This is a genomic window from Acinetobacter sp. YH12132 (genome assembly GCF_013418645.1).
Classification (GTDB): Bacteria; Pseudomonadota; Gammaproteobacteria; order Pseudomonadales; family Moraxellaceae; genus Acinetobacter; species Acinetobacter indicus.
In genome coordinates, this window is the sequence record NZ_VPBR01000001.1 from 390732 (window position 1) to 415919 (window position 25188).

General features: G+C 47.3%; 25 protein-coding genes. 10 read left to right on the top strand and 15 right to left on the bottom strand.

Annotation, left to right across the window (positions count from 1 at the left end; genetic code table 11):
- Positions 1 to 122: 122 nt before the first annotated feature.
- The 7 genes from FTU67_RS01800 to FTU67_RS01830 form a co-directional block, all read right to left on the bottom strand.
- Positions 123 to 761, bottom strand: coding sequence for a CoA transferase subunit B (locus tag FTU67_RS01800; protein WP_005177056.1), 639 nt, complete (start codon positions 759 to 761; stop codon positions 123 to 125).
- A gap of 3 nt (positions 762 to 764) precedes the next feature.
- Positions 765 to 1469, bottom strand: coding sequence for a CoA transferase subunit A (locus FTU67_RS01805; RefSeq protein ID WP_180061334.1), 705 nt, complete (start codon positions 1467 to 1469; stop codon positions 765 to 767).
- Between the two features lie 96 nt (positions 1470 to 1565).
- The gene (locus FTU67_RS01810; protein ID WP_005177060.1) at positions 1566 to 2468 is read right to left on the bottom strand and encodes a hydroxymethylglutaryl-CoA lyase; all 903 of its coding nucleotides are present in this window, start codon (positions 2466 to 2468) and stop codon (positions 1566 to 1568) included.
- Complete coding sequence (locus FTU67_RS01815) at positions 2465 to 4459, bottom strand: acetyl/propionyl/methylcrotonyl-CoA carboxylase subunit alpha (RefSeq protein ID WP_168417026.1); 1995 nt, start codon at positions 4457 to 4459, stop codon at positions 2465 to 2467. Before FTU67_RS01815 ends, FTU67_RS01810 begins: the two co-directional genes overlap by 4 nt.
- A 20-nt stretch (positions 4460 to 4479) precedes the next feature.
- On the bottom strand, positions 4480 to 5274 hold the full coding sequence (locus FTU67_RS01820) for an enoyl-CoA hydratase/isomerase family protein (RefSeq protein ID WP_180061335.1): 795 nt from the start codon (positions 5272 to 5274) through the stop codon (positions 4480 to 4482).
- 11 nt (positions 5275 to 5285) lie between these two features.
- On the bottom strand, positions 5286 to 6887 hold the full coding sequence (locus FTU67_RS01825; RefSeq protein ID WP_005177066.1) for a carboxyl transferase domain-containing protein: 1602 nt from the start codon (positions 6885 to 6887) through the stop codon (positions 5286 to 5288).
- Between the two features lie 34 nt (positions 6888 to 6921).
- Positions 6922 to 8094: an isovaleryl-CoA dehydrogenase gene (locus FTU67_RS01830; protein WP_005177068.1), complete on the bottom strand. Its 1173-nt coding sequence runs from the start codon at positions 8092 to 8094 to the stop codon at positions 6922 to 6924.
- 147 nt (positions 8095 to 8241) lie between these two features.
- On the opposite strand from FTU67_RS01830, the gene FTU67_RS01835 reads away from it, so the two are divergent.
- The 5 genes from FTU67_RS01835 to FTU67_RS01855 all read left to right on the top strand — a co-directional run bounded on the left by FTU67_RS01835 (position 8242) and on the right by FTU67_RS01855 (position 13233).
- Positions 8242 to 8871: a TetR/AcrR family transcriptional regulator gene (locus tag FTU67_RS01835; protein ID WP_005177074.1), complete on the top strand. Its 630-nt coding sequence runs from the start codon at positions 8242 to 8244 to the stop codon at positions 8869 to 8871.
- Between the two features lie 101 nt (positions 8872 to 8972).
- Entirely contained in the window at positions 8973 to 10661 is a 1689-nt protein-coding gene (locus FTU67_RS01840) for an AMP-binding protein (protein ID WP_104488771.1), read from the top strand.
- Between the two features lie 178 nt (positions 10662 to 10839).
- Positions 10840 to 11511 carry a class I SAM-dependent methyltransferase gene (locus FTU67_RS01845; RefSeq protein ID WP_104488772.1) on the top strand — a complete coding sequence of 224 codons (672 nt, stop codon included), beginning with the start codon at positions 10840 to 10842 and terminating at the stop codon, positions 11509 to 11511.
- 63 nt (positions 11512 to 11574) lie between these two features.
- Entirely contained in the window at positions 11575 to 12372 is a 798-nt protein-coding gene (locus FTU67_RS01850) for a thioesterase family protein (RefSeq protein ID WP_168390819.1), read from the top strand.
- Positions 12373 to 12456: 84 nt separating this feature from the next.
- Positions 12457 to 13233 carry a Rossmann-like and DUF2520 domain-containing protein gene (locus tag FTU67_RS01855; RefSeq protein ID WP_168405297.1) on the top strand — a complete coding sequence of 259 codons (777 nt, stop codon included), beginning with the start codon at positions 12457 to 12459 and terminating at the stop codon, positions 13231 to 13233.
- 150 nt (positions 13234 to 13383) lie between these two features.
- Here FTU67_RS01855 and trmB read toward each other — a convergent pair whose 3' ends face one another.
- Positions 13384 to 14100 (bottom strand): tRNA (guanosine(46)-N7)-methyltransferase TrmB, encoded by a 717-nt coding sequence (gene trmB, locus FTU67_RS01860; protein WP_075166682.1) that lies wholly within the window; start codon positions 14098 to 14100, stop codon positions 13384 to 13386.
- A 220-nt stretch (positions 14101 to 14320) separates the two neighbouring features.
- Between trmB and FTU67_RS01865 the strand changes: the two genes are divergently transcribed.
- Positions 14321 to 16729, top strand: coding sequence for an ExeM/NucH family extracellular endonuclease (locus FTU67_RS01865; RefSeq protein WP_180061347.1), 2409 nt, complete (start codon positions 14321 to 14323; stop codon positions 16727 to 16729).
- Between the two features lie 69 nt (positions 16730 to 16798).
- On the opposite strand, the gene FTU67_RS01870 is transcribed toward FTU67_RS01865, so the two are convergent.
- On the bottom strand, positions 16799 to 18244 hold the full coding sequence (locus tag FTU67_RS01870; RefSeq protein ID WP_005177090.1) for a SulP family inorganic anion transporter: 1446 nt from the start codon (positions 18242 to 18244) through the stop codon (positions 16799 to 16801).
- A 218-nt stretch (positions 18245 to 18462) separates the two neighbouring features.
- Between FTU67_RS01870 and FTU67_RS01875 the strand changes: the two genes are divergently transcribed.
- Entirely contained in the window at positions 18463 to 19074 is a 612-nt protein-coding gene (locus FTU67_RS01875; RefSeq protein ID WP_160243377.1) for a glutathione binding-like protein, read from the top strand.
- A gap of 118 nt (positions 19075 to 19192) precedes the next feature.
- Here the strand turns inward: FTU67_RS01875 and FTU67_RS01880 are convergent, their stop codons facing one another.
- The 5 genes from FTU67_RS01880 to FTU67_RS01900 all read right to left on the bottom strand — a co-directional run bounded on the left by FTU67_RS01880 (position 19193) and on the right by FTU67_RS01900 (position 22050).
- Complete coding sequence (locus FTU67_RS01880) at positions 19193 to 19978, bottom strand: thiazole synthase (RefSeq protein ID WP_005177093.1); 786 nt, start codon at positions 19976 to 19978, stop codon at positions 19193 to 19195.
- A gap of 12 nt (positions 19979 to 19990) precedes the next feature.
- The gene (gene thiS / locus FTU67_RS01885; RefSeq protein ID WP_005177095.1) at positions 19991 to 20188 is read right to left on the bottom strand and encodes a sulfur carrier protein ThiS; all 198 of its coding nucleotides are present in this window, start codon (positions 20186 to 20188) and stop codon (positions 19991 to 19993) included.
- A 32-nt stretch (positions 20189 to 20220) separates the two neighbouring features.
- Entirely contained in the window at positions 20221 to 20586 is a 366-nt protein-coding gene (locus FTU67_RS01890; protein WP_180061336.1) for a DUF423 domain-containing protein, read from the bottom strand.
- Between the two features lie 221 nt (positions 20587 to 20807).
- Entirely contained in the window at positions 20808 to 21677 is an 870-nt protein-coding gene (gene rpoH, locus FTU67_RS01895; protein WP_005177101.1) for an RNA polymerase sigma factor RpoH, read from the bottom strand.
- Positions 21678 to 21813: 136 nt separating this feature from the next.
- Entirely contained in the window at positions 21814 to 22050 is a 237-nt protein-coding gene (locus FTU67_RS01900; protein ID WP_016658363.1) for a sulfurtransferase TusA family protein, read from the bottom strand.
- 385 nt (positions 22051 to 22435) lie between these two features.
- On the opposite strand from FTU67_RS01900, the gene FTU67_RS01905 reads away from it, so the two are divergent.
- Both FTU67_RS01905 and rhlB read left to right on the top strand, forming a co-directional pair.
- Positions 22436 to 22648, top strand: a complete 213-nt coding sequence (locus FTU67_RS01905; RefSeq protein ID WP_005177104.1) for a cold-shock protein — start codon at positions 22436 to 22438, stop codon at positions 22646 to 22648.
- A 95-nt stretch (positions 22649 to 22743) separates the two neighbouring features.
- Entirely contained in the window at positions 22744 to 23895 is a 1152-nt protein-coding gene (rhlB, locus tag FTU67_RS01910) for an ATP-dependent RNA helicase RhlB (protein WP_005177106.1), read from the top strand.
- A gap of 112 nt (positions 23896 to 24007) precedes the next feature.
- On the opposite strand, the gene FTU67_RS01915 is transcribed toward rhlB, so the two are convergent.
- The gene (locus FTU67_RS01915) at positions 24008 to 24388 is read right to left on the bottom strand and encodes a hypothetical protein (protein WP_005177108.1); all 381 of its coding nucleotides are present in this window, start codon (positions 24386 to 24388) and stop codon (positions 24008 to 24010) included.
- A gap of 224 nt (positions 24389 to 24612) precedes the next feature.
- Here FTU67_RS01915 and FTU67_RS01920 point away from each other — a divergent pair, with 224 nt between their 5' ends.
- Complete coding sequence (locus FTU67_RS01920; RefSeq protein WP_180061337.1) at positions 24613 to 25188, top strand: nitroreductase; 576 nt, start codon at positions 24613 to 24615, stop codon at positions 25186 to 25188.

The window sequence follows — 25188 nt, forward strand, 5'->3', positions numbered from 1 at the left end:
GGATTGAGTTAAGGAAATAGAAAAGGACGACGTCAAGTCGTCCTTTTTGGTTTAGTTGAAAAGCGGAGGTAGCGGTGGGGATGTATTCACGACCATCCGATGCCCGCTTTTAAAACCAGCCATTAAGCTGCATTACGTATTAAAGGCACCCCGGTGACTTTCTGGATTTCATCAAAACTGACCTCCGGTGCCAGTTCCACCAGCTGCACGCCGGTTGGGGTAATATCCAGAACGCCCAAATCGGTAATTACGCGATGAACCACGGCTTTACCGGTCAGCGGCAGGCTACACTGTGAAACGATTTTAGGTGTCCCATCTTTGGCGCAGTGTTCCATCAACACCACCACTTTTTGCACACCTGCGACCAGGTCCATGGCACCGCCCATACCTTTGACTTTTTTGCCCGGAATCATCCAGTTGGCCAGATCGCCCTGTTCAGAGACTTCCATGGCCCCCAGAATGGCAATATTGACATGGCCGCCACGGATCATGGCAAAAGAGTCTGCGCTAGAGAAAAACGAAGCACCTTGACGAGCTGTGACCGTCTGTTTGCCGGCATTAATCAGGTCAGCATCGACCGTGGCTTCAGTTGGGAATTCCCCAATCCCGAGCAGGCCGTTTTCTGACTGTAGCCAGACGTTGATATTTTCTGGAATATAGTTAGCGACTAAAGTTGGTAAACCAATCCCTAAATTGACATAGAAACCATCTTCCAGTTCTTGTGCGGCGCGCTGCGCCATTTGATTACGCGTCCAAGCCATGGTTTAAGCCTCCGCCTTTAAAGTCATTTGTTCAATACGTTTTTCAGGATGTGCATTTAACACAATGCGGTTGACATAAATCCCCGGCAGATGAATTTCATCTGGATCGAGCGCGCCAATCTCTACAATTTCTTCGACTTCGGCAATGGTGATTTTGCCCGCCATGGCACAGACCGGATTAAAGTTTTGTGCAGTTTTACGGAAAATCAGGTTGCCGGCCTTGTCGGCTTTATAGGCTTTGACCAGGGCAACATCGGCAGTTAAAGATTCTTCTAAGATATAATCCTGACCTTTAAACTGGCGCACTTCTTTGCCTTCCGCGATGACGGTACCGACACCGGTGGCGGTAAAGAAGGCTGGAATACCTGCACCGCCGGCACGTAATTTTTCTGCCAGCGTACCTTGCGGGGTCAGTTCAACTTCCAGTTCACCACTCAGGAACTGGCGTTCAAATTCCTTGTTTTCACCGACATAGGATGAAATCATTTTTTTAATCTGTTTGGTTTCAAGCAGCAGCCCCAGACCAAAACCATCGACACCGGCATTGTTGGAAATACAGGTCAGCTGTTTGGCACCGGTGTCTTTTAGCGCGGCAATTAATGCTTCAGGAATCCCGCACAGGCCAAAACCACCCACGGCCAGGGTTTGACCATCCTGAACCACGCCATTTAAGGCGGCTTGTGCGCTGTTATAGACTTTATTTGCCATGTGTCACCTCTATTTTTATCCTTTTTTCAGCAGATTGCTGCTGTTACATCCTTGAGTGGCTTGAGGGCATTGCTCAAGCCGGGTTTTATTAGGTTATTAAGCGCAGGCTTTTTGCCAGTAGGCATTGGCATAATTGGATGGATTATTGCGCTGTAAAACATTGCTGATATTACGACTAGCCTGCATCAAGGCATCCAGCTGAATACCGGTTTCATAGCCCATGTTGGACAGCAGATAATACAGATCTTCGGTCGAGACATTGCCGGATGCGCCTTTGGCATAAGGACAGCCCCCTAAACCGGCAATTGACGAGTCAAAAACGCGAATACCTTGCAGCAGTGATTGATAAATATTGGCGATAGCCATGCCATAGGTATTATGAAAATGACCGGCCAGCACCGTTGCATCCAGCTCAGCCAGACAGGCATCCCAGACTTTTTTCACCCGGTCGGGTGTGGCGGTGCCAATGGTTTCACCTAAAGACACTTCATAGCAGCCCATATCCAGCAGGCGCTGCGAAACTTTTGCCACCTGCTGTGGATCAATCGCGCCTTCGTACGGACAATCGACCATACAGGACACATAACCACGCACACGAATGTTGTGCGCTTTGGCTTCACGCATCACATCGCTGAATTTTTCAAAACTTTCATCAATTGAGCAGTTGATATTTTTACGGGTAAAACTTTCAGAGGCTGCGGTAAAGACCGCAACTTCTGTACAACCCACTGCCAGCGCAGATTCAAAACCTTTCAGATTTGGCGTGAGCAGGCTGAACTGAATGTTTGGATCTTTGGGCAAGCCGGCAAACAGCACATCGCTGTCTGCCATTTGCGGTACCCATTTGGCCGATACACAGGAACCAACTTCAATGGCCTGTAAACCGGTTTGCATTAAATCCAGAATCAGCTGTCTGCGGTCATCCAGGGTTAAGGGTGTTTTTTCATTTTGCAGGCCATCGCGTGGCCCGACTTCAACAATTTTGACAAATTCGCTCATGCGACTTCCTCCGCCAGCGGCTGGAATTCCACCAGCTCATCGCCAGCTTTGACCTGATCACCGGCCTGGAAGTAAGAGCTGGCCACGATGCCATCATGCGGTGCACGAATCGAGTATTCGATTTTCATGGCTTCGAGGGTCATCAGGACATCGTCTTTTTTGACTTTGTCATTGGCCGCGACCAGTACCTGAGTGATGACACCCGGCATTGGCGCAGTCAGGTTGTTTTCAGCACCTTGTTCATCATCCTGGTTAAATACCGGTTTCAGATAGGTAAATTTATAGCTCTGGCCATTCTGGAACAGGGTAATGCCATGTTCAGTCTGGCTAAAGGCCAGTTTTTGCTGTTTGCCGGCCAGCTTGAATTGCAGGGTATGCGCATCCAGTAACTGACCCTCAAGCTCAAAAGTCTGACCCTCATACTGTGCGACAAAGCCATGTTCTTGTGCTGCAAACTGGATATTTAAGGTTTTGTCATTACATTGTAATTTGATTGTCTGCCCCGATTGCAGGTTTAAACGCCAGAAAGCATTGGTCTGCCAGACCGGATTGCTGGCGCTCGGGTTCTGGGCCAAACGTGACAGCAATTCGATGAAGGCCGCGCTGACCACTAGCGTACTGTTCAGCTCTGTGGCCGGTTTTAGCAGGAATTCTTCTTCGCGCTGAATCAGGCCAGTATCCAAATTGGCATTCTTGAAAGAATCGCACAGTACCAGACGATCCAGGAAGGCAATGTTGTTGCCCAGACCATCGACATGGAACTGACCTAAAGCATGGTGCATTTGCGTTAATGCTGCTTCACGGTTTTTGCCCCAGACAATCAGTTTGGCAATCATCGGGTCGTAGTAGGTGCTAATTTCATCGCCTTCAACAATACCGCTGTCGACACGTACCGCTTCATTTTGTGCTGGATAATGCAGATAGCTGATTTGACCAATCGCCGGAATAAAGCCTTTTTCAGGTTCTTCGGCATAAACACGTGCTTCTAAAGCATGGCCGTGAATCTGCAATTCGTGCTGCTGTTTTGGTAAAGGCTCACCAAAGGCGACGCGTAATTGCCACTCGACCAGATCCTGACCGGTAATCATTTCAGTCACCGGGTGTTCAACCTGCAGACGGGTGTTCATTTCCATGAAGTAGGCAGTACCATCTTGCTCGACAATAAACTCGACCGTACCGGCACCAACATAATTCACGGCACGTGCGGCATCAATTGCGGCTTGACGCATGGCTTCCAGTTTATCTTCCGGCATTTTCGGTGCTGGTGCTTCTTCCAGTACTTTCTGATGGCGGCGCTGTACCGAGCAATCACGCTCAAACAGATGCACATAATTGCCATGGGTATCGCCAAACACTTGCACTTCAATATGACGCGGCTGCACCACATAGCGTTCAATCAGCACATCTTCATTGCCAAAGCTGGAACGGGCTTCACTCTTACAGGAGGCCAGGGCGCTAAGGAAATCTTCACTGCGCTCAACCAGACGCATACCTTTACCACCACCGCCGGCGCTGGCTTTAATCAGCACTGGATAGCCAATGTCATCAGCCTGCTGTTTTAAGAACGCAGCATCCTGATTGGTGCCATGATAACCCGGTGTTAGTGGTACGCCGGCTTTTTCCATCAAGGCTTTAGAGGTGGCTTTTAAACCCATCGCCAGAATGGCGTCAACTGGCGGGCCAATAAAGACAATGTTGTTGTCCTGGCAGGCAAAAGCAAACTGGTCATTTTCAGACAGGAAGCCATAACCCGGGTGAATGGCTTGTGCGCCGGTGCTTTTTGCGGCTTCGATAATCCGTTCAATCTGTAAATAGCTTTGTGCTGCTGGTGATTCACCAATATAGACGGCTTCATCGGCCAGTTTGACATGCTGGGCCTGAGCATCTGCATCTGAATAGACTGCAACAGTTGCAATCCCCAGTTTTTGGGCAGTACGAATGACACGGCAGGCAATTTCACCACGGTTGGCAATTAAAATCTTTTCAAACATCGTTAGGATCCTTCTAGTTGTTATGCCGTGGTCTTGATCCAGGCCGGGCTTTGTTTGTTAAGGAAAGCATTTAAGCCGTTTTTCGCCTCATCTCCCTGGCGAACGTGGGCAATATGCTGTGCGGTTTGCAGCAAGAGGTCCTCGGTCAGGACTTGCTGGTTCACCATCTGAATGAGCTGTTTCGATGCATGCTGTGCTTCTGGGCCACCGAGTAATAAGACCTGCACAATTTCATCAATTTTGCTGTCGAGCTGTTCCGGCGTGGTCACTTCATGTGCCAGACCAATAGCGTGTGCCTGTTCTGCAGAAATTCGTTCAGCAGTTAAAAAGTAACGTGATGCCTGACGCGCACCAATGGCACGAATGACATAAGGGCTGATGGTGGATGGCGCCAGACCTAAACGCACCTCAGAGGTCGCAAATTTGGCATCGGTGCTGGCCACACAAATATCACAGGCCGAGGCCAGACCCATACCGCCGCCAAAGGCAATGCCATGTACGCGGGCGATGGTTGGCTGTTTCAAGGTGGCCAGACTTTGCAGCATTTTGGCTAGCTTGAGTGCATCGGCTTCATTGTCGGCTTGTGAGGCCTGACCGGCCTGTTTCATCCAGTTCAGGTCGGCACCGGCAGAGAAGCTTTTGCCTCGGCCTGCCAGAATCACCACGCGTACATCATCACGCTGATTTAAAGATTGGAAGCAGGCATGTAACTCTTCAATGACCTGGGTGTTAAACGCATTGTGCAGTTCAGCCCGGTTAATCCAGACAATTGCGACTTGATTCTGCTGCTCGAGCTGTAAAAATTGATAGTCCATTTTGTCACCTCTTACATGCGGAACACGCCGAATTTGGTTGGCTGGATTGGGGCATTTAATGCCGCCGCCAGACTGAGCGCCAATACTTCACGTGATTGTGCTGGATCAATCACACCATCATCCCATAAACGCGCAGAAGCATAATATGGATGACCCTGACGCTCATACTGGTCACGAATAGGCTGTTTAAACTGATCTTCTTCTTCCGCTGACCAGCTGCCGCCTTTGCTTTCAATCTGGTCGCGTTTCAGGGTCGAGAGTACACTCGAAGCCTGCTCACCGCCCATCACCGAAATACGCGAGTTTGGCCAGGTCCACATAAAGCGTGGTGAATAGGCACGGCCACACATACCGTAGTTGCCGGCACCAAAAGAACCGCCAATCACCAGGGTCAGTTTCGGCACATTGGCTGTCGCGACTGCCATTACCAGTTTGGCACCATTTTTGGCAATACCTTCATTTTCATACTGACGGCCAACCATAAAGCCGGTGATGTTCTGAATGAAGAGCAGGGGAATATTGCGCTGGGTACACAGTTCAATAAAGTGTGCGCCTTTTTGTGCCGACTCGGAAAACAGAATCCCGTTGTTGGCAATAATACCAACCGGCATACCGTACAGTTTGGCAAAGCCGGTGACCAGCGTGGTCCCAAAACGTGCCTTGAACTCGTCAAAACGTGAACCATCGACAATACGGGCAATCACTTCACGCACATCAAACGGTTTACGCGCATCGGTCGGGACAATGCCGTACAGCTCGGACGCATCGAATAATGGTGCTTCGACATTTTCCGGTTGTGGATTTGGTTTTTTATTTAAATTGGCGACGATGTTGCGGGCAATGGCCAAAGCATGTTCGTCATTTTCTGCCAGATGATCGGCCACACCTGATAAACGGGTGTGCACATCTCCACCGCCCAGGTCTTCACTGCTGACCACTTCACCGGTGGCAGCTTTCACCAGTGGCGGGCCACCCAGGAAAATCGTACCCTGATTCCGCACAATAATGGTTTCATCCGACATGGCAGGGACATAAGCACCGCCGGCTGTACAGCTGCCCATCACCACGGCGATCTGGGCAATGCCCATGCTCGACATACGCGCCTGATTGTAGAAAATACGGCCGAAGTGATCACGGTCCGGGAATACTTCATCTTGCAGCGGTAAATAGGCACCGCCAGAATCGACCAGATAGATACAGGTCAGATGGTTCTGCTCGGCAATTTCCTGAGCGCGTAAATGCTTTTTCACAGTCAGCGGATAATACGTTCCGCCTTTGACTGTCGCATCATTGGCAATGATCATACAGGTCACGCCATTGACCTGACCGACACCGGCCACCACACCGGCAGCAGGCACATCATCCTGATACACCTGATAGGCAGCCAGCTGACCAATTTCAATAAAAGCCGTACCCGGATCAATCAGGTGGTCAATCCGTTCACGTGGTAATAATTTACCGCGATCCAGATGTTTCTGACGTGCAGTTTCACCGCCGCCCAGGGCAATTTTCTGGACTTTCTGTTTCAGGTCATCGACCAGGGTTTGCATCGCTGCGTGGTTGTTTTTGAACTCTTCGCTGCGAATATTGATTTTGCTCTGTAATTGATTCATGCCAACATCCTTGTCTATTCTTGTGATTTATTTTTTAGGCAGTTTCGTTAAACAGTTCGCGGCCAATCAGCATACGGCGAATTTCCGAGGTGCCTGCACCAATTTCATAGAGTTTGGCATCACGCCATAAACGTCCAGCAGAAAATTCATTGATATAACCGTTCCCACCTAGCGTCTGAATGGTTTCACCGGCCATCCAGGTGGCTTTTTCGGCTGCATATAAAATTGCGCTGGCAGCATCTTTACGCAGGCTGCGGCTATGCTCGGCTTTGTCACATTCTGCACCTACGGCATAGACCAGTGCTTTACAGGCCAGCCAGGTCGAATACATATCAGCAATTTTGCCTTGCATCAGCTGGAATTCGCCCAGTGCCTGACCAAACTGTTTACGCTCGTGGATATACGGAATCACGGTGTCTAGGCAGGCATCCATAATGCCCAGTGGGCCTGCGCTTAATACAGCACGTTCATAGTCCAGACCACTCATCAGCACTTTTACACCATTGCCGACACCGCCGAGGACGTTTTCTTTCGGTACGCGCACGTTGTCAAAGAACAGTGGATAGGTATTCGAGCCGCGCATGCCCAGTTTGTCCAGGTGCGTACCGTGGCTAAAGCCCGGCATGGTTTTTTCAATCAGGAAAGCGGTCATGCCTTTGGCGCCGGCTTGGGTATCAGTTTTGGCATAGACCACCAGCACATCTGCATCGCCACCGTTGGTGATCCACATTTTTGAACCGTTTAGCAGATAATGATCGCCCTGATCTTCAGCTTTGAGTTTCATGCTGACCACATCGGAGCCGGCATTCGGTTCTGACATGGCCAATGCGCCGACATATTCACCTGAAATCAGTTTCGGTAAATAGCGCTGTTTCTGTTCTTCGTTACCATTACGCTTAATTTGGTTCACACATAGGTTAGAATGTGCCCCGTAGGAAAGGCCAATAGATGCTGAGGCACGTGAAATTTCCTGCATGGCAATAATATGTGCCAGATAACCGAGGTTGGTGCCACCATATTCCTCACTTACGGTTAGACCGAGTAAACCCATGTCCCCAAACTTTTTCCAAAGATGAGCAGGGAATTCGTTGTCACGGTCGACCTGTTGAGCAATGGGTGCGATCTCTTTTGCACAAAATGCAGCAACTGAATCACGAAGGGCGATCAGTGTTTCATCCAAACCGAAATCCAAGCTTTGTAAATTCATTTCTTCATCCATCCTGCGGTTATATTTGTTGTTTCCAAAAAAGCATTTTTGTTGTGCTTGGTTTTTAACATACATCGAAAATTTAAAAAAGTGAACTAAAATTCACAAAATGATTTACAATTCATTTTATCTGGTTGAGAATAAGATATGAGTTATAAAAGATCATCATTGATGCAGGAACGAATGGAACAGAATCGCCTGTCGATTTTGCAGTCCGCTCGTGAACTAATTGCTCAAGGGGGCTTTAAAGAGGCGTCGATTCAGGCCATTGCGGAACGCGCCGGTGTATCTACCGGTCTGGTCTATCGATATTTCGAAAACAAAAGCCAGATTTTAATTGAAGTGTTGTCGAATGCGATTCAGCATGAGGTTGAAATTTTGAACCACATTGCCGGCTCGGATTTATCGCCAAAACAGAAATTGCAAAAATCTGTTACAACTTTTGTGAAGCGTGCGATGAACAGTCCCCAACTGGCGTATGCGCTCATGTTTGAACCGGTTGATCCGGAAATGGAACATGAACGTTTTCGCAGTAAACAGCTGATCAAGCAGAGCATTAAGGAAATTTTGGCTGAAGGAAAAGTCAATGGTGAGTTTGAGTTTGAAGATTTGAACACCGCCGCACTGGGCGTGGTTGGCTCCATGACCTTTGTGGTGATTGAACCTTTGAACCCATCTCGCAATGTGATGTTTGATCAAAACTATAAGGATTACTTTGTCAAACAGATTGCCGATTTTTGTGTGAACGCAGTACGTCGACAGGAGGGAAGTGAGTAAAAACGATAAAAACGGCAGGGAAGACAGACAGGTAGTCGTGGTTCAAAAACAATTAGTAGAGTTGAAAATCAGAATTACAAAGAATCAAGGAGAACGATTCAATGACACAAGTACGGTTAAGCTACGCCTACGGAACGAGCAGCCAGCCTTTACTGGGCACAACGATTGGTGAAAAATTTGATCAGGCTTGCGCGCAATACGCCGAACAGGATGCGGTGGTCAGCCTGCATCAGAATGTGCGTTTGAGCTACCGGCAGTTGCAAGAGCAGGTGAATGCCTTTGCCTGCAGTTTGCTGAAACTGGGCTTTCAAAAAGGTGACCGTCTTGCAATCTGGTCGCCGAACTGCGTGGAATGGACCATTACCCAGTTTGCGGCCTTTAAAGCCGGCATTATTCTGGTGAACCTGAACCCGGCCTATAAAAGCAATGAGCTGGAATATGTACTGAATAAAGTGTCGTGTAAGGGACTGGTGATTGCCTCGCAGTTCAAGACCACCAATTATCAGGAGATTCTGACCAAAATTGCCCCGGAGCTGAACCAGGCAGCAAGCAAAGTGCTGAAAGCCGAGCGCCTGCCGCATCTGAAACATATTATTAAAATTGATGATCAGGAACATGCCGGATTACACCGCTTTCAGGATTTACTGACCCCGCCAAGCAAAAAAATGCTGCAAAAACTGCAGCAGATTTCTAGTGAATTGCAGTTTGATGAAACTATTAATATTCAGTTTACATCGGGCACCACCGGGAATCCGAAAGGCACCATGCTGACCCATAACAACATTTTAAATAATGGCTATTTTGTCGGTGAAGCAATTCATCTCAGCCCGGCAGATCGGGTCTGTATTTCAGTGCCGTTATTCCACTGTTTCGGGATGGTGATGGGGAACTTGGCCTGTATCACTCATGGTTCAACCATGGTCTATCCATCAGCCGTATTTAACCCGCTGGATACTTTAAAAGCCATTCAGCAGGAAAAATGTACCGCCGCTTATGGCGTACCGACCATGTTCATTGCCATTTTAGAGCATGAACAGTTTGATGAGTTTGACCTGTCAAGCTTGCGCACCGGTATTATGGCCGGCAGTCCATGTCCGCAGGAAATCATGCAGCGCGTGATTGACCGCATGCATATGTCGGAAATTACCATCTGCTATGGCATGACTGAAACAGCACCGGTAAGTGCGCAAAGTTCAACGGAAGATTCGGTGGAACGTCGCGTCAGTACCGTAGGCCGAGTCCATCCACATCTGGAAGTCAAAATTGTCGATGAAGAGGGCAAGGTGGTACCACGTGGACAGCTCGGTGAACTCTGTGTTCGCGGTTATTCGGTAATGCTCGGCTATTGGGAAGATCAGGAAAAAACCGCAGAAGTGATTGATGCTGCACGCTGGATGCATACCGGTGATATCGCTGAAATGGACGATGAAGGCTTTGTCAAAATTAAAGGCCGGATTAAAGATGTGGTGATTCGTGGCGGTGAAAACCTGTTCCCGAAAGAAATTGAAGATTTCCTCTATACCCATCCGGCGGTTTGCGATGTACAGGTGATTGGCGTACCTGACCATAAATATGGCGAAGAACTCTGCGCCTGCATTATCTTGCATGAAAACGACCCTTGCACAGAAGAAACCATTCGCCAGTACTGCGCCGAGCATATTTCACACAATAAAGTGCCACGTTATGTGCGTTTCTTTAGCGAGTTTCCAATGACGGCATCGGGTAAGGCGCAGAAGTTTAAGCTGCGTGAATTTATGCGTGAAGAGTTAAACCTAAAAGAAATTGCTTGATTCATGCAGGCATCTAATCACATGACAGGGCGACAGGGATATCGCCGGTCATGTGATTGAATCTTGGGAAAAATCAAATCAGAGCAAAATTACTTTGCTTTCCGCGAGCTGTCATGACTTTCCAACAAGAATGATCTTCGCAAGTCTATTCAAGAGTCAGAGGTAGAGTGAGTTAAAGATGGCCAAAAACTTTCACAGTGAAGTCATTGTCGCTGGCTATGATGATCACATCCGTAAACTGATTCCCGGCTATGAGCTGGTACATCAACAGATTGATGCCATTTTAACGGCAGAATTACCGGAAACTGCGCATATTCTGGTGGTCGGGTGCGGGACAGGCTATGAGCTGACCTATTTATTGGCGCATCATCCACAGTGGCAGATTACCGCCATTGATCCCTCCCGTGCCATGCTGGAACAGGCACAAAATACGATCCGCTCAATTGCAGGTGCCGAGCGGGTGCAGTTTATTCAGGCCGATACCCAGAGTTTAGAGTCCCCTCAGCCTTTTGATGCGGCACTGGCCATTCTGGTGGCGCATTTTATTCCCATGCCGGCCAAAGCCGATTTTTTTCAGGACATCTGCCAGCGCTTAAAACCGGGTGGTGTTTTCCTCAGTTATGACCTGATGCAGCCTGAAACATTGGCTGAACAGCAAGTGCTGCAGCATGTAGCGGTGCAACAGGGCTTAACAGTGAGCCAGAGTGAAAAGATGATTGCACGTCTGGATGATGATTTTGAACTGGTTTCGGCTGAACAGACCAAAGACGTATTAACAAAAGTCGGATTTAAAAGTTGCAGGGTTTATTGTCAAATCATGAATTATTATGGTTTTTTTGCACGAAAATAAACGAGACAGGGGCTACACAGGTAGGTAGCACACAGAGCAAAGAGCAAGGAAGTAGGGAAAATAATGTCGGCATATTACAGTTTTATCAGACGTGAACAGCATGCAGATGGCAGCAGCACAGCTTATTATGAATCGAATATTCATGCTCAGGGCGCGTGGAATCCGCATGAGCAGCATATGGCACCTGCCACCGGTATTCTCTGTGCAGAGCTGGAACAGTTCCAGCCACGTGCAGAAATGCGCATTGGCCGGGTCGGGCTGGATATTTTTGGTTTAATTGCCTTTGGTGAATTTTCAATTACTACCCGCATGATTCGCCCGGGCAAAACCATTGAACTGATTGAAGCGGAAATGTGTGCCAATGGCAAAACCTGTATTGTGGCGCGTGCCTGGAAAATGCTGACTTCCGACACTCGAGGCATTGCCGGTCTGGAAGATTTACCGGCAGAAAGTCCGGACTATTTACCCGAGTGGGATGGCATGCGCTGCTGGCCAGGCGGCTATATTCAAAGTATTCAGACCCGTGCCCATCTGGACCATCGTCCGGGCAAAGGCATTGTCTGGCTCAGTAATCAGCTTGAAATGATTGACGGCCAGCCGACATCGGATTTTACCCGCCTGATGGGTATGGTAGATACCGCCAATGGTGTGGTGCCACGTCAGGACCCGAATGCCGGTTGGGGCTTTCCAAACCTGGATTTGCAAATTCATCTGCACCGCTTACCGCAAGGCCAGTGGCTAGGACTGGAAGTGGTACAACAATATGGTGAAGACGGTATTGGTCTGACCAGCGGCATTCTGCATGATGTTCATGGGCCATTTGGACGCAGTGAACAGATTCTGACCTTAAGAAAGTTCTAAAACTGGCTCAAATCTATCAGGACGAATTGATTCGTCCTTTTTTTATTGGCATGCTGTGGGCAGTTCAAAATATAGATGAAACAGATGCGAATCGGGATTATTGGCGCGGGGCGGGTAGCACATCATCTGGCACGGGCATTGAGTGCACGGCACCAGATAGTACAGATTTATAGCCGCAGTTTGGATAAGGCAGCGCAGCTGGCACAGCAGGTACAGGCCAGTGCAATTCATAGCCCTGAACAGTTTGATGCAACATTAGACTTGGTGATCATTGCGGTGAGTGATCAATCCATTGCCGCGGTAATTGAGCAGGTGCATCCTCATCTGCCTGAAGTGCTGATGGTCCATACCTCCGGCAGTACTGCAATGCAGCTGTTGCAGCAGGTACATGCACGTGCCGGAGTATTTTATCCGCTACAAACCTTTAGTCTGGAACGTGAGATTGACTGGACTCATACCCCTTTATTTATTGAAGCGGCACATGAAGACGATCAGGCTGTATTGTTGCAGCTGGCCAATGAACTCAGTCAGTGGGTTTATGCCTATAGCTCCGAGCAGCGTCTGAGCCTGCATCTGGCCGCGGTGTTTGCCTGTAATTTCAGTAATTATTGTTATGACATGGCCCGGCAAATTGTTGATGTCCAGCAGGTCGATTTTAGTCTGCTGTATCCGTTAATGCTGGAAACGGCGCAGAAGGCCACCCAGGCCGACCCTAAAATCATGCAGACCGGCCCGGCCATGCGTGGTGATCAGAATATTTTACAGATGCATCAGCAGTTATTGGCCGATGCACAGCGACCCGATTTACAGGCGGTTTATCAACTATTCAGCCAGCAGATTTTAGAACGTCATCAGTCATAACCCATTGTTGTTATTTTCGGGTTGATGCTGATTGATCGAGTGGGCGATCCGATCTTTTGACTAATAGATCATCTATTTTAAAATCTTTGATCTTAAAATAGGGACGTATAAAAAAAGCGCTGAGATTTCAGCGCTTTTTCAACTTTGCGATTAAGAAATTTTCTTAAAGATAAAGTCGTTAATCTTGTGACCGGCTTCAATACCACGGCGTTCAAATTTGGTTTGCGGGCGCCATTCCGGACGTGGATAGCTGTTGCCTTTGCCTGCCAGGTTTTCTAAACGTGAACGGTTGTCCAGCACGTCCAGCATCCATTCTGCATACGGTTCCCAGTCAGTTGCTGCATGGAAAGTACCGCCCATTTCCAGTTTTTGCTCAACCAGTTCCATACGCTCATCCACCACAAAGCGGCGTTTGAAGTGGCGTTTCTTTTGCCATGGGTCCGGGAAGTACAGTTGCACGGTGTTAATGCTGTTGTCTGGCATTTCACGCAGCACCTGAATTGCATCGGCATCCAGTACGCGCAGGTTGCTTAAACCGGCTGTGCCTGCTTCATATACGCACTGGGCAATACCCGGCACATGCACTTCAATACCCACAAAGTTACGCTCCGGATTGGCCTGCGCCATTAAGACCAGTGAGCGGCCCATCCCAAAACCGATTTCCACCGTTAAAGGGCGTTCTGGATGTTCAAAATGCTGACGTAAATCGCCAACCGGATATTCCAAAATTAGGTGACCATATTGTTCAAGCGCAGTACGTTGAGAGGTGTTGAGTGGTGAGGAACGACGCATAAACGTCACAATTTCACGGTGCTCGTTTAAGTTGTCCAGCTCGACGACTTGCTGGTCTAATTGATCATTCGACATAACTTTGGCAATCGTAAAAAATTCAAATGCGGTATTTTAAGTCCTGAGCAGTTGAAGTCAAATTTTTTCATGCATTGCGCTATTTTTTTCACGGCAGCTGTCATGAAAATGCAGAAATAGTTTCATCAAATGTTCATACATCTGTCATGTCTAAAAAATAGCCTGAATAAGCTTTAACAACTGATAAAAAACAATGAAATTACATACTTTATGCTGGGCCATGGCACTCATGGGTTGTGGCTTTTCTGCACATGCAGAGCTGATGTTCAGTCAATATGTCGATGGTACATCGAACCGTAAGGGACTGGAGATTTATAACCCCGATGCGACAGCGGCCGATTTATCTCAGTATCAAATCAAGATTTTTTCCAATGGCTCAACCACAGCCGGACTGACGGTATCTTTAGAGGGAGTGTTGCCGGCCAAAGCTGAATATCTGGTCGGGCGAAGTGAATTGGAGCTGGTGCTGGGCGATCTGGTCAAAAAAATCGCAAGTCTGAATTTTAATGGTAATGATGCGGTTGTGCTGTATAAGCATAATACACCGGTTGATCGTTTTGGTGTGCTTGGACAGACTACGAGTTGGGCAGAGGGCACCAGTTTAAGCCGCAATAAAACCACGCATAGTGTTAGCTCAGTTGATCCAACAGCGCCCTTTGATGTGAACAGTGAATGGACGGCCTGGTCTGACCGGAACGCTTTTAGCCAGTATTTGCTGCCAGAAGGAGAGCAGACGCCGCCTGTGACGGAAACGATTAGCTGTAGCAGTAGTGATACCGCCATTGCCGATTTGCACAGTGCCAGCAAGAACCAGATCTATACCGTGCGTGGGGTGATGACCGCAGATTATCGTTATAGCAATGGTTTTTCCGGTTTTTATCTGCAAACGCCAGATAGCAAAGCTAAGCCAAACCTGAATAATGCGATTTTTGTTTATATTCCGGCCAGCAGCCAGATCAAAGGCGGACAGGTTGGGGAAGAGGTGATTTTACGCGGTCGCCTCACTAGCTATCAAAACCAGCTGCAGCTGGACCAGCTGACTCAGGATATTCAAACCTGTAATCCGCAAGCGGCAAGCTGGGTAGCACCAAAAACGGTAAATTTACCGTTTGAAAGCCTGACGGATATGCAGCAGCATGCACCGCAGCGTTATCAGGGTGCGCTGGTTAAACTGCCGCAAACTCTGACCGTCAGTGAAAACTATAATTATGGCCGTTATGGCGAGCTGGCCTTAAGCCTTGGGCGTTTATATATGCCGACCAATCTGTATCCGGCCAAATCCGACGAAGCACTCAGCCTGGCCAAACAAAACCTGCTGTCGAAAATTATTCTGGATGATGGCTATAACAACCAGAACCGGACGCCGTGGTTGCCGCTGAACTTTAATGCGCAAAATACCTTAAGAGCCGGCTATGAGCTGCAAAATGTAGAAGGGATTTTGGAATATCGTTTTAACCAGTGGCGTATTCAGCCTGTTCAGGGCAGAACCTTGCCGAATATCGTGGCAGACAAAAATGAGCGCAGTAGCGTCAGCGCTAAAAATACTGCCCAGATTCGTGCTGCGGCCTTTAACGTCCTGAACTATGACAATGGCGTGGCACAAGGCTTCCCGACCGAGCGCGGTGCAAAAACCAAAGCAGAGTTCGACAAGCAGCATCAGAAAATTGTCAGTGCCTTAAAAGCCATTGATGCCGATGTCTATGGCCTGAATGAAATTGCCAACAATGGTTATGGCCCAGACAGCGCCATTGCCTATTTAACCCAAAGCTTGGGGCCAGACTGGAAGTATGTGACACCGCCAAATGCAGATCGCTTGGGCACCGATACCATTGCCGTAGCCATGATTTATAACAGCAAACGCCTGACGCCGGTGAATGCCGCTGCCGTATTTGATGATGGTACACAATTGAATCGTGTCACCATGGCGCAAAGTTTTAAACCTGTGGCGGGTGGCGAAAGCTTTACCGTGGTGTCGCAGCATCTGAAATCCAAAGGTAGCTGTCCTGATACCGGCCTAGATGCAGATCAGGACGATGGTCAAGGCTGCTGGAATAGCACCCGTGTGACCGCAGTACAGAAATTAATGCAATGGCTGGCGACCAATCCAACCAAAGTAACGCAGCCCAATGTCCTGATTCTGGGCGACTTAAACAGTTATGCCAAGGAAGATCCGATTTTGGCGCTGGAAAAGGCCAACTATAAAAATCTGTTTAATGATGAAAAAATCGGACAGGGCAAACAGGCTTATAGTTATGTGTTTGGTGTAGCCAGTAATACCCAGGGCTATGGCGGCGCCGGTAATTTAGACCATGCCATTGCCGATGCGCAATTGTATCCACGGGTTAAACGTGCTTTTGCATGGGCCATTAATGCCGATGAACCGACGGCGCTGGCCTATAACGAAGACTATAAAACTGCCGAGCAGATTCAGGCCTTTTATAGCCCGGATGCTTTCCGTTCATCTGACCACGACCCGATTATTATTGATCTGGATTTGGCAGATGCACCGGTAGAGCCAAAGCCATCGGAAGACTCCAAAGCGGATACCCATGGGGGGAGTACCGGTCTATGGTCATTATTGGGATTATTCGGTCTGAGTGCTGCGGCTTGGTTACGTCGCCGTAAATAAGGCGGGTATTGATCTGCCATAAAAAAACGCCTGATTATCAGGCGTTTTTTTATGTGGTTTTACTCAAGCTTAATTCGGACTTAATTTATCAATCAGGGTGTCACTGGCTTCATTCAAGCCAATCAGCTCGACCTGAATCCCGCGAGCTTCAAATTTTTGCACCACGGTATTCAGCATATTCACTGAGGTTAAATCCCAAATATGCGCGTGAGTCAGATCAATCTTTACCTGTTGCAGATTTTCCTTAAAGTCAAAGAACTGGAAAAACTTGTCCGAGCTGCTAAAGAAAATCTGTCCGGTAATCTGATAACGGCGTGTATCCTGTACGCGTTCAGACTGAACTTTGACTTCACTTTCCAGCTTATTCACCAGGAATAAGGCCGACAGCAATACCCCAACGAAAACACCCAAGGCCAGGTTGTGTGTGGCCAGTACAATCGCCACCACGGTCAGCATCACAATATTACTTTGCTTTGGATGCTTGCTAAAGTTACGCACCGAATCCCAGTTAAAGGTGGTAAAGGCCACCATAATCATAATCGCCACCAGCGCCGCCATTGGAATATAAGCCAGCCAGTCTTTAAAGAACACCACCAGACACAGCAGGAAAACGCCGGCGACCAAAGTAGAAAGACGGGTACGCGCACCAGAGCTGACGTTAATAATCGACTGGCCAATCATGGCACAGCCGGCCATCCCGCCCATAAAACCGCTGACAATATTGGCATAGCCCTGACCACGACATTCCTGATGACGGTCACCTTCAGTTTCCGTCACTTCATTCACAATGGTGGTGGTCATCATGGTTTCCAGTAAACCCACCGTTGCAAGGGTGATGGAATAAGGGAAAATAATCGCCAGCGTTTCAAAATTCAGCGGAATTTCAGGAATTAAAAATACCGGTAAGGTGTCTGGAAACTGTCCCAGATCGCTCACCGTACGCATATCGGCACCCAAAAATAGCGCCAGCAGACTCAGCACAATAATGCAGATTAACGGTGAGGGCACCGCCTTGCCAATTTTAGGCAGATAGGGAAACAGATAAACCACCGCCAGCCCCAGGCCAACAAAGACATAGCCCCACAGATCCATTTGCATCAGCTCTGGAAGTTGCGCGACAAAAATTAAAATTGCCAGCGCATTCACAAAACCATAGACCACCGATTGCGACACGAAACGCATCAGTTTGGCCACTTTAAAATAGCCGGCCACCACCTGAATGATCCCGGTCAGTACCGTTGCCGCCAGCAAATATTGCAGCCCGTGCTCTTTGACCAGGGTAATCATCAGCAGCGCCATGGCACCTGTCGCGGCCGAAATCATCGCCGTGCGGCCACCAAAAAAGGCAATGGTCACGGCAATACAGAAGGAGGCATATAGGCCAACTTGTGGATCGACACCGGCAATTGCAGAAAAGGCAATGGATTCAGGAATCAGGGCCAGCCCCACCACCAGACCGGCCAGCACATCGGTCCGGATATTGGAAAACCACTCTTCTTTTTTCAGACTAATCACAATCGGCTTTTCATGAAACTTTAAAGGCGACTATGGTAAAACAAATGAAGTGAAAAAAGCAGCCGCAATCCACTTGAAAAAGCGCCGCGCTTGCTCAATATTGAAAAGGTAAATGTTTTTTACGCATTTACGCTTTTTTGCAATTTACAGGTTCGATCACTTGAAAGTTTGTTAGAAGCCATTTAAAACAGTTAGTAGTTATATAACAAGGATCAGATATGAAGCTTTATTATTCACCGGGTGCATGTTCTTTAGCGGCCCATATTATTTTAAATGAAATTAATGTAGATTTTGATTTAGAACGTGTCGACCTGAAAACCCATAAAACCGAAAAAGGTCATGATTATTACGAAATTAATCCAAAAGGCTATGTTCCGGCGCTTGAGATTAATCCAGGTCTAATTCTGACCGAAAACGTGGCAATTTTACCGTTTCTGGCCCAGCACGATCCAAAACAAGATTTAATTCCGCCATCAGGCATGGGCCGTGCCAAAGTGCTGGAATGGTTAGGTTATCTCAACTCGGAACTGCATGATGCCTACGCGGTATTCTTCGGTGGCCAGTTAACCGATGATGAAAAAAATAAAGCCTATGCTGAAATTGACCGTCTGTTAAGTTATATTGATAAAACTATTGATGAATCAGACAATGAGTATCTGGTCGATGATAACTTTGGCCCGGCCGATGCCTATTTATTCGTACTGACCAACTGGTCGAACCATATTCATCATGATTTAACCCCATATACCCATATTATTGCGCTACGCAATAAAGTGGCCGAGCGTCAATCGGTGCAGATTGCCATGCGTGATGAAGGCTTGATTCCTTGATCCAGGTTTAAAAACCGCAATAAAAAAGGACTCAAGCAGAGTCCTTTTTTCATGTTTAGCTTTTAATCAAGTAAAACCTGAAGGAGTAACTTATCTCTCAGCGCAGATAATGTCCGGATTATTTAAAGAAATAACCGGTTTCTGGCGAGCTGGCATTGGCCATACGTTTACGCGGCATCCGGCCTGCCAGATAGGCTTCACGACCTGCTTCCACTGCTTTGCGCATTGCCGAAGCCATCAGGACCGGATTTTGCGCTGCTGCAATTGCAGTATTCATTAACACGCCATCACAGCCCAGTTCCATGGCAATTGCTGCATCACTGGCGGTGCCGACACCCGCATCGACCAGTACCGGTACTTTGGCATTTTCTTTAATAATAGAAATGGTATGCGGGTTTAAAATCCCCAGTCCTGAACCAATTAAGCTGCCTAAAGGCATAATTGCCACACAGCCCATGCTTTCCAGTTCTTGTGCCACAATCGGATCATCCGAGGTGTAGACCATAATCTCGAAACCATCATCAATAAGCGTACGCGCTGCCTTTAAGGTTTCGGTGATGTTTGGATACAGGGTTTTTTCATCGCCCAGTACTTCCAGTTTTACCAGATTATGACCATCGAGCAGTTCACGTGCCAGCATACAGGTACGCACTGCACTGTTGGCATCAAAACAGCCGGCTGTATTTGGCAAAATGGTATATTTTTCTGGTGGAATCACAGACAGCAAATTTGGCTGATCGGGATGCTGACCAATATTCACGCGACGAATAGCAACAGTTACAATTTCCGCACCGCTGGCCTGAATGGCCAGATCTGTTTCCTGCAGATCTTTATATTTTCCCGTGCCCACCAGCAAGCGCGAGTTAAAAGTGCGTGAACCGATTTTAAGTAGGGTGTCTTCCATACGTGCTCCGTCTTAGCCGCCGCCAACGGCATGAATAATTTCAATGCGGTCTTGATCATGAATAGGGGTGCTTTCCAGTCGGCTTTTCGGCACAATCATCTCGTTTTGTTCTACCGCAAAACGTTTGCCTTCCAACGCCAGTTGTTGCACCAGTTCTAGTAAATTATGGCACTGTGTCTGTTGTAATTCGCCGTTTAAATAAATGTGCATACCTGCAGTTTCCTAGCTGTTCCGTTCCCGAATTATCGGGCATATTTCATGGCATTCCAGGCCAGTACCAGCCAGCCGGCAATCATTAGCGCACCGCCAATTGGGGTAATGGCCCCCAGACCGCGCGGCAAACCTAGCGCCATCACATACAATGAGCCACAGAAAAACACAATCCCGACCTGAATCAGCAGGAAGCTGGCTTTAATGGGAAATTGAGTCATGACTTTGGCCAGAATCGCCAGTGCCAATAATCCGAGGGCATGATAGAAAAAATAATCAGTCGCTGTTTGCCACCACGCCTGTTGAGCTTCTGTTGCGCGTGCTTTTAAGCCATGTGCACCAAATGCACCTAATATCACCGCAAGTGCTAAATTAAGGGCAGAAATTGCAATCCACATAGCAAGAATGACCTGAGTAAATTTGCGCTCAACCTTAACATTTTTCCGGGCAACGAGAAAGTGAAAAACTTTCACCCTGAAATGTGGTATTGAATCCAGCTTTTTGATTTTAGGGGGGAAGAAAATGGATTTCTTTAAGATCATCGCCCGGTTTCAGCAAGCACAGACAGCAAAAAAGGGCAGATCGCCCTTTTTTAACTTTAGCACTCTGGAATCATCACTTAGTTAGATGACATTGCCACTTTAATTTTTTCCATGGCATTTTTTTCAAGCTGGCGAATACGCTCCGCAGAAACATTATATTCAGCTGCTAGTTCATGCAGGGTCGATTTATCATCATCTAACCAGCGACGCTGCAAGATGTTACGCGAACGGTCATCCAGCTGCTCCATGGCTTCATGCAGGGCAGAGGTACTTTGTGCCTCATAATCTTCATCTTCGACCAGACGGGCCGGATCGTAACGGTTATCTTCTAAATAAAGCGCCGGCGCAACATGGGTAGTGTTTTCACTTTCATCATCATTTTGCGCTTCGAAAGCCGCGTCATAAGCGGTCAGACGGCCTTCCATTTCCAGGACTTGTTCCGGAGTGACATTCAGGTCGTTGGCAATCGATTTGGCTTCTTCCAGCGTCAGTTTTTTGCTGGATTTTTTCAGGCTGCGTAAATTAAAGAACAGTTTACGCTGTGCCTTGGTGGTAGCAATTTTAACAATACGCCAGTTACGGATCACGTATTCGTGAATCTCGGCTTTAATCCAGTGCACGGCAAATGACACCAGACGCACGCCCATATTCGGGTCGAAGCGTTTCACGGCCTTCATTAGACCGAGGTTGCCTTCCTGAATCAGGTCGCCTTGTGGCAAACCATAACCTGCATAACTACGCGCAATATGGACTACAAATCGCAAATGCGACATGACCAGCATTTTTGCTGCATCTAAATCTTGATCGTAATAATAACGTTCAGCTAACTCTTTTTCTTGTTCAGCCGTTAAAATAGGAATTTGATTGACGGTACTAATATAAGCACCGAGATTTACGCCTGGCGCAGATAATGACAGGGGCATCAACTGATTGCGGCTGTCACTCATGAGTTCTCCTTATAGGATCGGTGGGTCGTATTACCTGTAAATTTCATCTTAATACCAATATCCTTGCAAATTAAGGAAAAAAGGTAGAGAAATGTAAAGTTTTATGCCAATGCATGCTGTTTACTTTAATTGAAAATTATTTAATTTCAATAAAGTAATGAAACTCGTTGGCAGAAATTTGTGTCAATTCACAGCCGTACTGGTGAATCTGACAATAGCGGCTGACATCTTGCTGACTATGCGGGTCAGAGGACTTGAGCAGAAAGTGTCCGGCGCCAGTTTTTTTTAAAGCGCGTTTTAGCATCAGTAAGGGCATGGGGCAGGGTTGTCCCATCGCATCAATGATGATCATTTCATCGACAGAGTTGTCCATAATCTGCTTCAATCGGGTCTTTAAAAAAGGACTCAAAATATTAGCAAATTTGGTGCCAAATCTAAAGTTTATTTGCGGTTTTTATCAAAATATAACATTGAAAAATCTTGAATTAACTCTGTCGAAAAAAGCATGAATTCTGAATAAGATAAATCAAAAAAAATCTATTATTTGTCATAAACCCGTGTTAAGCTCGATGCGTATTTAGGATTTGAGATAGGCAGTTGTTGTTTGTCGCCCTATTACAAATTGGATGTAACCGGGATTTTGTTAATAGTTATACAGAATGATTACAAGCTTAGAAATAAAAATATTTTTAAACTTTGTTTACTCTGCTGTTTGCAACACCGGGTGGTCCTTCTTTTTAATCAATGAGGATTAACTTATGACAGCTCGTGAACAAGGCGTAGTTAAATGGTTCAACGACACTAAAGGTTTTGGCTTTATTCAACGTAACGGCGGCGACGATGTATTCGTTCACTTCCGTGCGATTCAAGGCGAAGGCCACCGTTCACTTCGTGACGGTCAACGTGTTGAGTTCAGCGTAGTTAAAGGTCAAAAAGGCTTCCAAGCGGAAGAAGTACAACCTTTAGACTAATCGTTGGATTAATCTGAAAAACGCTCCATCTATTGGGGCGTTTTTTGTTTATAATATGATACGTTTTTGTGATTAATAAGTTAGAGCACATTTTTATGTCATCTGGTTTTGAAACCTTAAATTTACATCCGAAACTGAGACAAGCTATTGCGGCCTTAGGTTTTAAGGAAATGACGCCCATTCAGCAAAAGGTTTTAAAATTTACTTTGGCTGGACATGATGCCATTGGTCGCGCCCAGACCGGTACCGGCAAAACCGCTGCCTTCCTCATTAGCGTCATCAATGACTTATTGAATAATCCGGTGAAAGAGCAGCGTTTCCGTGGTGAGCCGCGTGCCCTGATTCTGGCACCGACCCGTGAACTGGCCTTACAGATTGAAAGCGATGCCAAAGAGCTGGTGAAGTTTACCGACCTACATGTAGTGACCTTGTTGGGCGGTGTCGATTTTGACAAGCAAAAAGCGCAGCTGGATAAAAACTTTGTCGACATTATGGTCGCGACCCCGGGTCGTCTGATTGACTTTGTCGAGCAAAAAGAAGTCTGGCTGGATCAGCTGGAATTTCTGGTGATTGATGAAGCCGACCGTTTACTGGATATGGGCTTTATTCCATCGGTAAAACGGATTGTGCGTTTTTCACCGCGTAAAGAGCAGCGCCAGACTTTAATGTTCTCAGCCACTTTTAGCTATGATGTGCTGAATCTGGCCCAGCAATGGTTATTTGAACCGGTGACTGTCGAAATTGAACCGGAAAAGAAAACCAATGCCGATGTCGAACAGCGCGTATATATGGTGTCGAATTCAGACAAATATAAACTGCTGCAAGATATTTTGCGCGACGAGCCGATTGAAAAAGTCATGATCTTTGCCAACCGCCGCGATCAGGTGCGCCGTCTGTATGACCATCTGAAACGTGATGGCTATAAAGTGGTGATGCTATCTGGTGAAATTGCCCAGGATAAACGCCTGAAAATGCTGGACCAGTTTAAAAATGGCAAACACAACATCATGATTGCCACCGATGTCGCCGGACGCGGCATTCACGTCGATGGCGTGTCGCATGTGGTGAACTTTACCTTGCCAGAACAGTCAGATGACTATGTACACCGTATTGGCCGTACTGGTCGTGCTGGTACGCGTGGGGTGAGTATTAGTTTCCTGGCCGAAGATGATGCTTTCTATTTGCCAGAAATTGAAAAAGCCATCGGACAAAAACTGCCATTAACCCGTTTAGATGGTTATTGCTAGACTTTACTATGTCGTGTTGTTGCTGAGGCAGCTACCCGCATCAAAATGAAAAAATGGATCAGCTCCAAAGGACCTGATCCATTTTTTATTGCATCTTTTGATGACGTTCAGATTAGTTGGCCTGACAGCGGAAGGTGAGTACGGTCTGATAATCATCATCCTGTGCCAGCTGGGCATTACGACCCGAGATGGTGCCGAGCACAGTCGCGGCAGCCTGAATCATCTGTCCGGTCTGTTCATCGACCACGCCTTTTAAAGCGCCGTTATAAGTGGTCTGTTCATCGACCACCACCGGTGTAGCGCGGCTACCACAGGTTTTGTTGGCCGCACTAATCGCATTGTTTTTGGAGATGATATTGCTTTTACCTAAACCGGTGACTTCGTACTGATTATTTTCTTTCTGAATTGCCAGCGAAGAGGTCGGGTTTGAAGCACAGGCGGTCAAAAATAGCGCAGCGGTGGCTGCAGCACTTAAACCAATCAGCTTGTTCATGTGTGGTCCCCATATTTTATTTGTTGAATCAGTCATCTATCTAAACATATCTGCACTTTTAGAGTTTGTAGAAGCTGTAAAGAAATGCAGTTTTATATAGTGGCTCTGTGACAGACAAGCCGGCCATTAAAACTCAGGATTTATACAAATAACCCAACGCAAATAGAGTAAATTCTGTGGTTTATGCTAATCTTGAGGCAGATTTTACAGATAGATATAAGCCAATGACGGATACAGTGGAAGCTACGGTTCATCAGAATATTCATCAACGTCAGTCGATTGGGCATCTGGTCGAGCCGGCACCGAATGCAGCGCAGCTGGAGCGTGCCTTTCAGGCAGCCTTGACCGCGCCTGATCATCATCGTTTAAAACCGACCCGTTTTGTGGTAATTTCGGCAGAGCGCCGTGAAGCCTTTGGCGAATTGCTGGTACAGGCCCTGGCCGATTTGGGCCAGACCGATGCGGTGCAGCTGGAACGTGTGAAACATCATCCTTTTCGGGCGCCATTACTGGTGCTGGCACTGACCAAATTCCAGCCGCATCCTAAAGTTCCGGATTTTGAGCAAACCTTAAGTACCGGGGCGGCGGTACAGAATTTCCTGCTGTCTTTGCAGGCCCAGGGCTTTGCCAGTATGTGGCGCAGTGGTGCTGTAGTGGAATCAAAATTATTGAAAAAAGCTTTGAAATTAAATGAAGATGATTTAATTTCAGGCATCATCTATATTGGAACTGCCGCAAAAGCGATTGCGCCGCGTGCGGACATTCAGACTGACGCCTATGTCAGTTACTGGACTGAATAA

Coding starts and splice junctions, on each gene's coding strand:
- FTU67_RS01825 (WP_005177066.1), bottom strand. CDS start 6,887: ATGAATCAATTACAGAGCAAAATCAATATTCGCAGCGAAGAGTTCAAA.
- trmB (WP_075166682.1), bottom strand. CDS start 14,100: ATGTCGAATGATCAATTAGACCAGCAAGTCGTCGAGCTGGACAACTTA.
- FTU67_RS01855 (WP_168405297.1), top strand. CDS start 12,457: ATGCGAATCGGGATTATTGGCGCGGGGCGGGTAGCACATCATCTGGCA.
- FTU67_RS01875 (WP_160243377.1), top strand. CDS start 18,463: ATGAAGCTTTATTATTCACCGGGTGCATGTTCTTTAGCGGCCCATATT.
- FTU67_RS01805 (WP_180061334.1), bottom strand. CDS start 1,469: ATGGCAAATAAAGTCTATAACAGCGCACAAGCCGCCTTAAATGGCGTG.
- FTU67_RS01800 (WP_005177056.1), bottom strand. CDS start 761: ATGGCTTGGACGCGTAATCAAATGGCGCAGCGCGCCGCACAAGAACTG.
- FTU67_RS01845 (WP_104488772.1), top strand. CDS start 10,840: ATGGCCAAAAACTTTCACAGTGAAGTCATTGTCGCTGGCTATGATGAT.
- FTU67_RS01890 (WP_180061336.1), bottom strand. CDS start 20,586: ATGTGGATTGCAATTTCTGCCCTTAATTTAGCACTTGCGGTGATATTA.
- thiS (WP_005177095.1), bottom strand. CDS start 20,188: ATGCACATTTATTTAAACGGCGAATTACAACAGACACAGTGCCATAAT.
- FTU67_RS01915 (WP_005177108.1), bottom strand. CDS start 24,388: ATGAACAAGCTGATTGGTTTAAGTGCTGCAGCCACCGCTGCGCTATTT.
- FTU67_RS01835 (WP_005177074.1), top strand. CDS start 8,242: ATGAGTTATAAAAGATCATCATTGATGCAGGAACGAATGGAACAGAAT.
- FTU67_RS01850 (WP_168390819.1), top strand. CDS start 11,575: ATGTCGGCATATTACAGTTTTATCAGACGTGAACAGCATGCAGATGGC.
- FTU67_RS01880 (WP_005177093.1), bottom strand. CDS start 19,978: ATGGAAGACACCCTACTTAAAATCGGTTCACGCACTTTTAACTCGCGC.
- FTU67_RS01815 (WP_168417026.1), bottom strand. CDS start 4,459: ATGTTTGAAAAGATTTTAATTGCCAACCGTGGTGAAATTGCCTGCCGT.
- FTU67_RS01900 (WP_016658363.1), bottom strand. CDS start 22,050: ATGGACAACTCTGTCGATGAAATGATCATCATTGATGCGATGGGACAA.
- FTU67_RS01830 (WP_005177068.1), bottom strand. CDS start 8,094: ATGAATTTACAAAGCTTGGATTTCGGTTTGGATGAAACACTGATCGCC.
- rpoH (WP_005177101.1), bottom strand. CDS start 21,677: ATGAGTGACAGCCGCAATCAGTTGATGCCCCTGTCATTATCTGCGCCA.
- FTU67_RS01820 (WP_180061335.1), bottom strand. CDS start 5,274: ATGGACTATCAATTTTTACAGCTCGAGCAGCAGAATCAAGTCGCAATT.
- FTU67_RS01905 (WP_005177104.1), top strand. CDS start 22,436: ATGACAGCTCGTGAACAAGGCGTAGTTAAATGGTTCAACGACACTAAA.
- FTU67_RS01920 (WP_180061337.1), top strand. CDS start 24,613: ATGACGGATACAGTGGAAGCTACGGTTCATCAGAATATTCATCAACGT.
- FTU67_RS01840 (WP_104488771.1), top strand. CDS start 8,973: ATGACACAAGTACGGTTAAGCTACGCCTACGGAACGAGCAGCCAGCCT.
- rhlB (WP_005177106.1), top strand. CDS start 22,744: ATGTCATCTGGTTTTGAAACCTTAAATTTACATCCGAAACTGAGACAA.
- FTU67_RS01810 (WP_005177060.1), bottom strand. CDS start 2,468: ATGAGCGAATTTGTCAAAATTGTTGAAGTCGGGCCACGCGATGGCCTG.
- FTU67_RS01865 (WP_180061347.1), top strand. CDS start 14,321: ATGGCACTCATGGGTTGTGGCTTTTCTGCACATGCAGAGCTGATGTTC.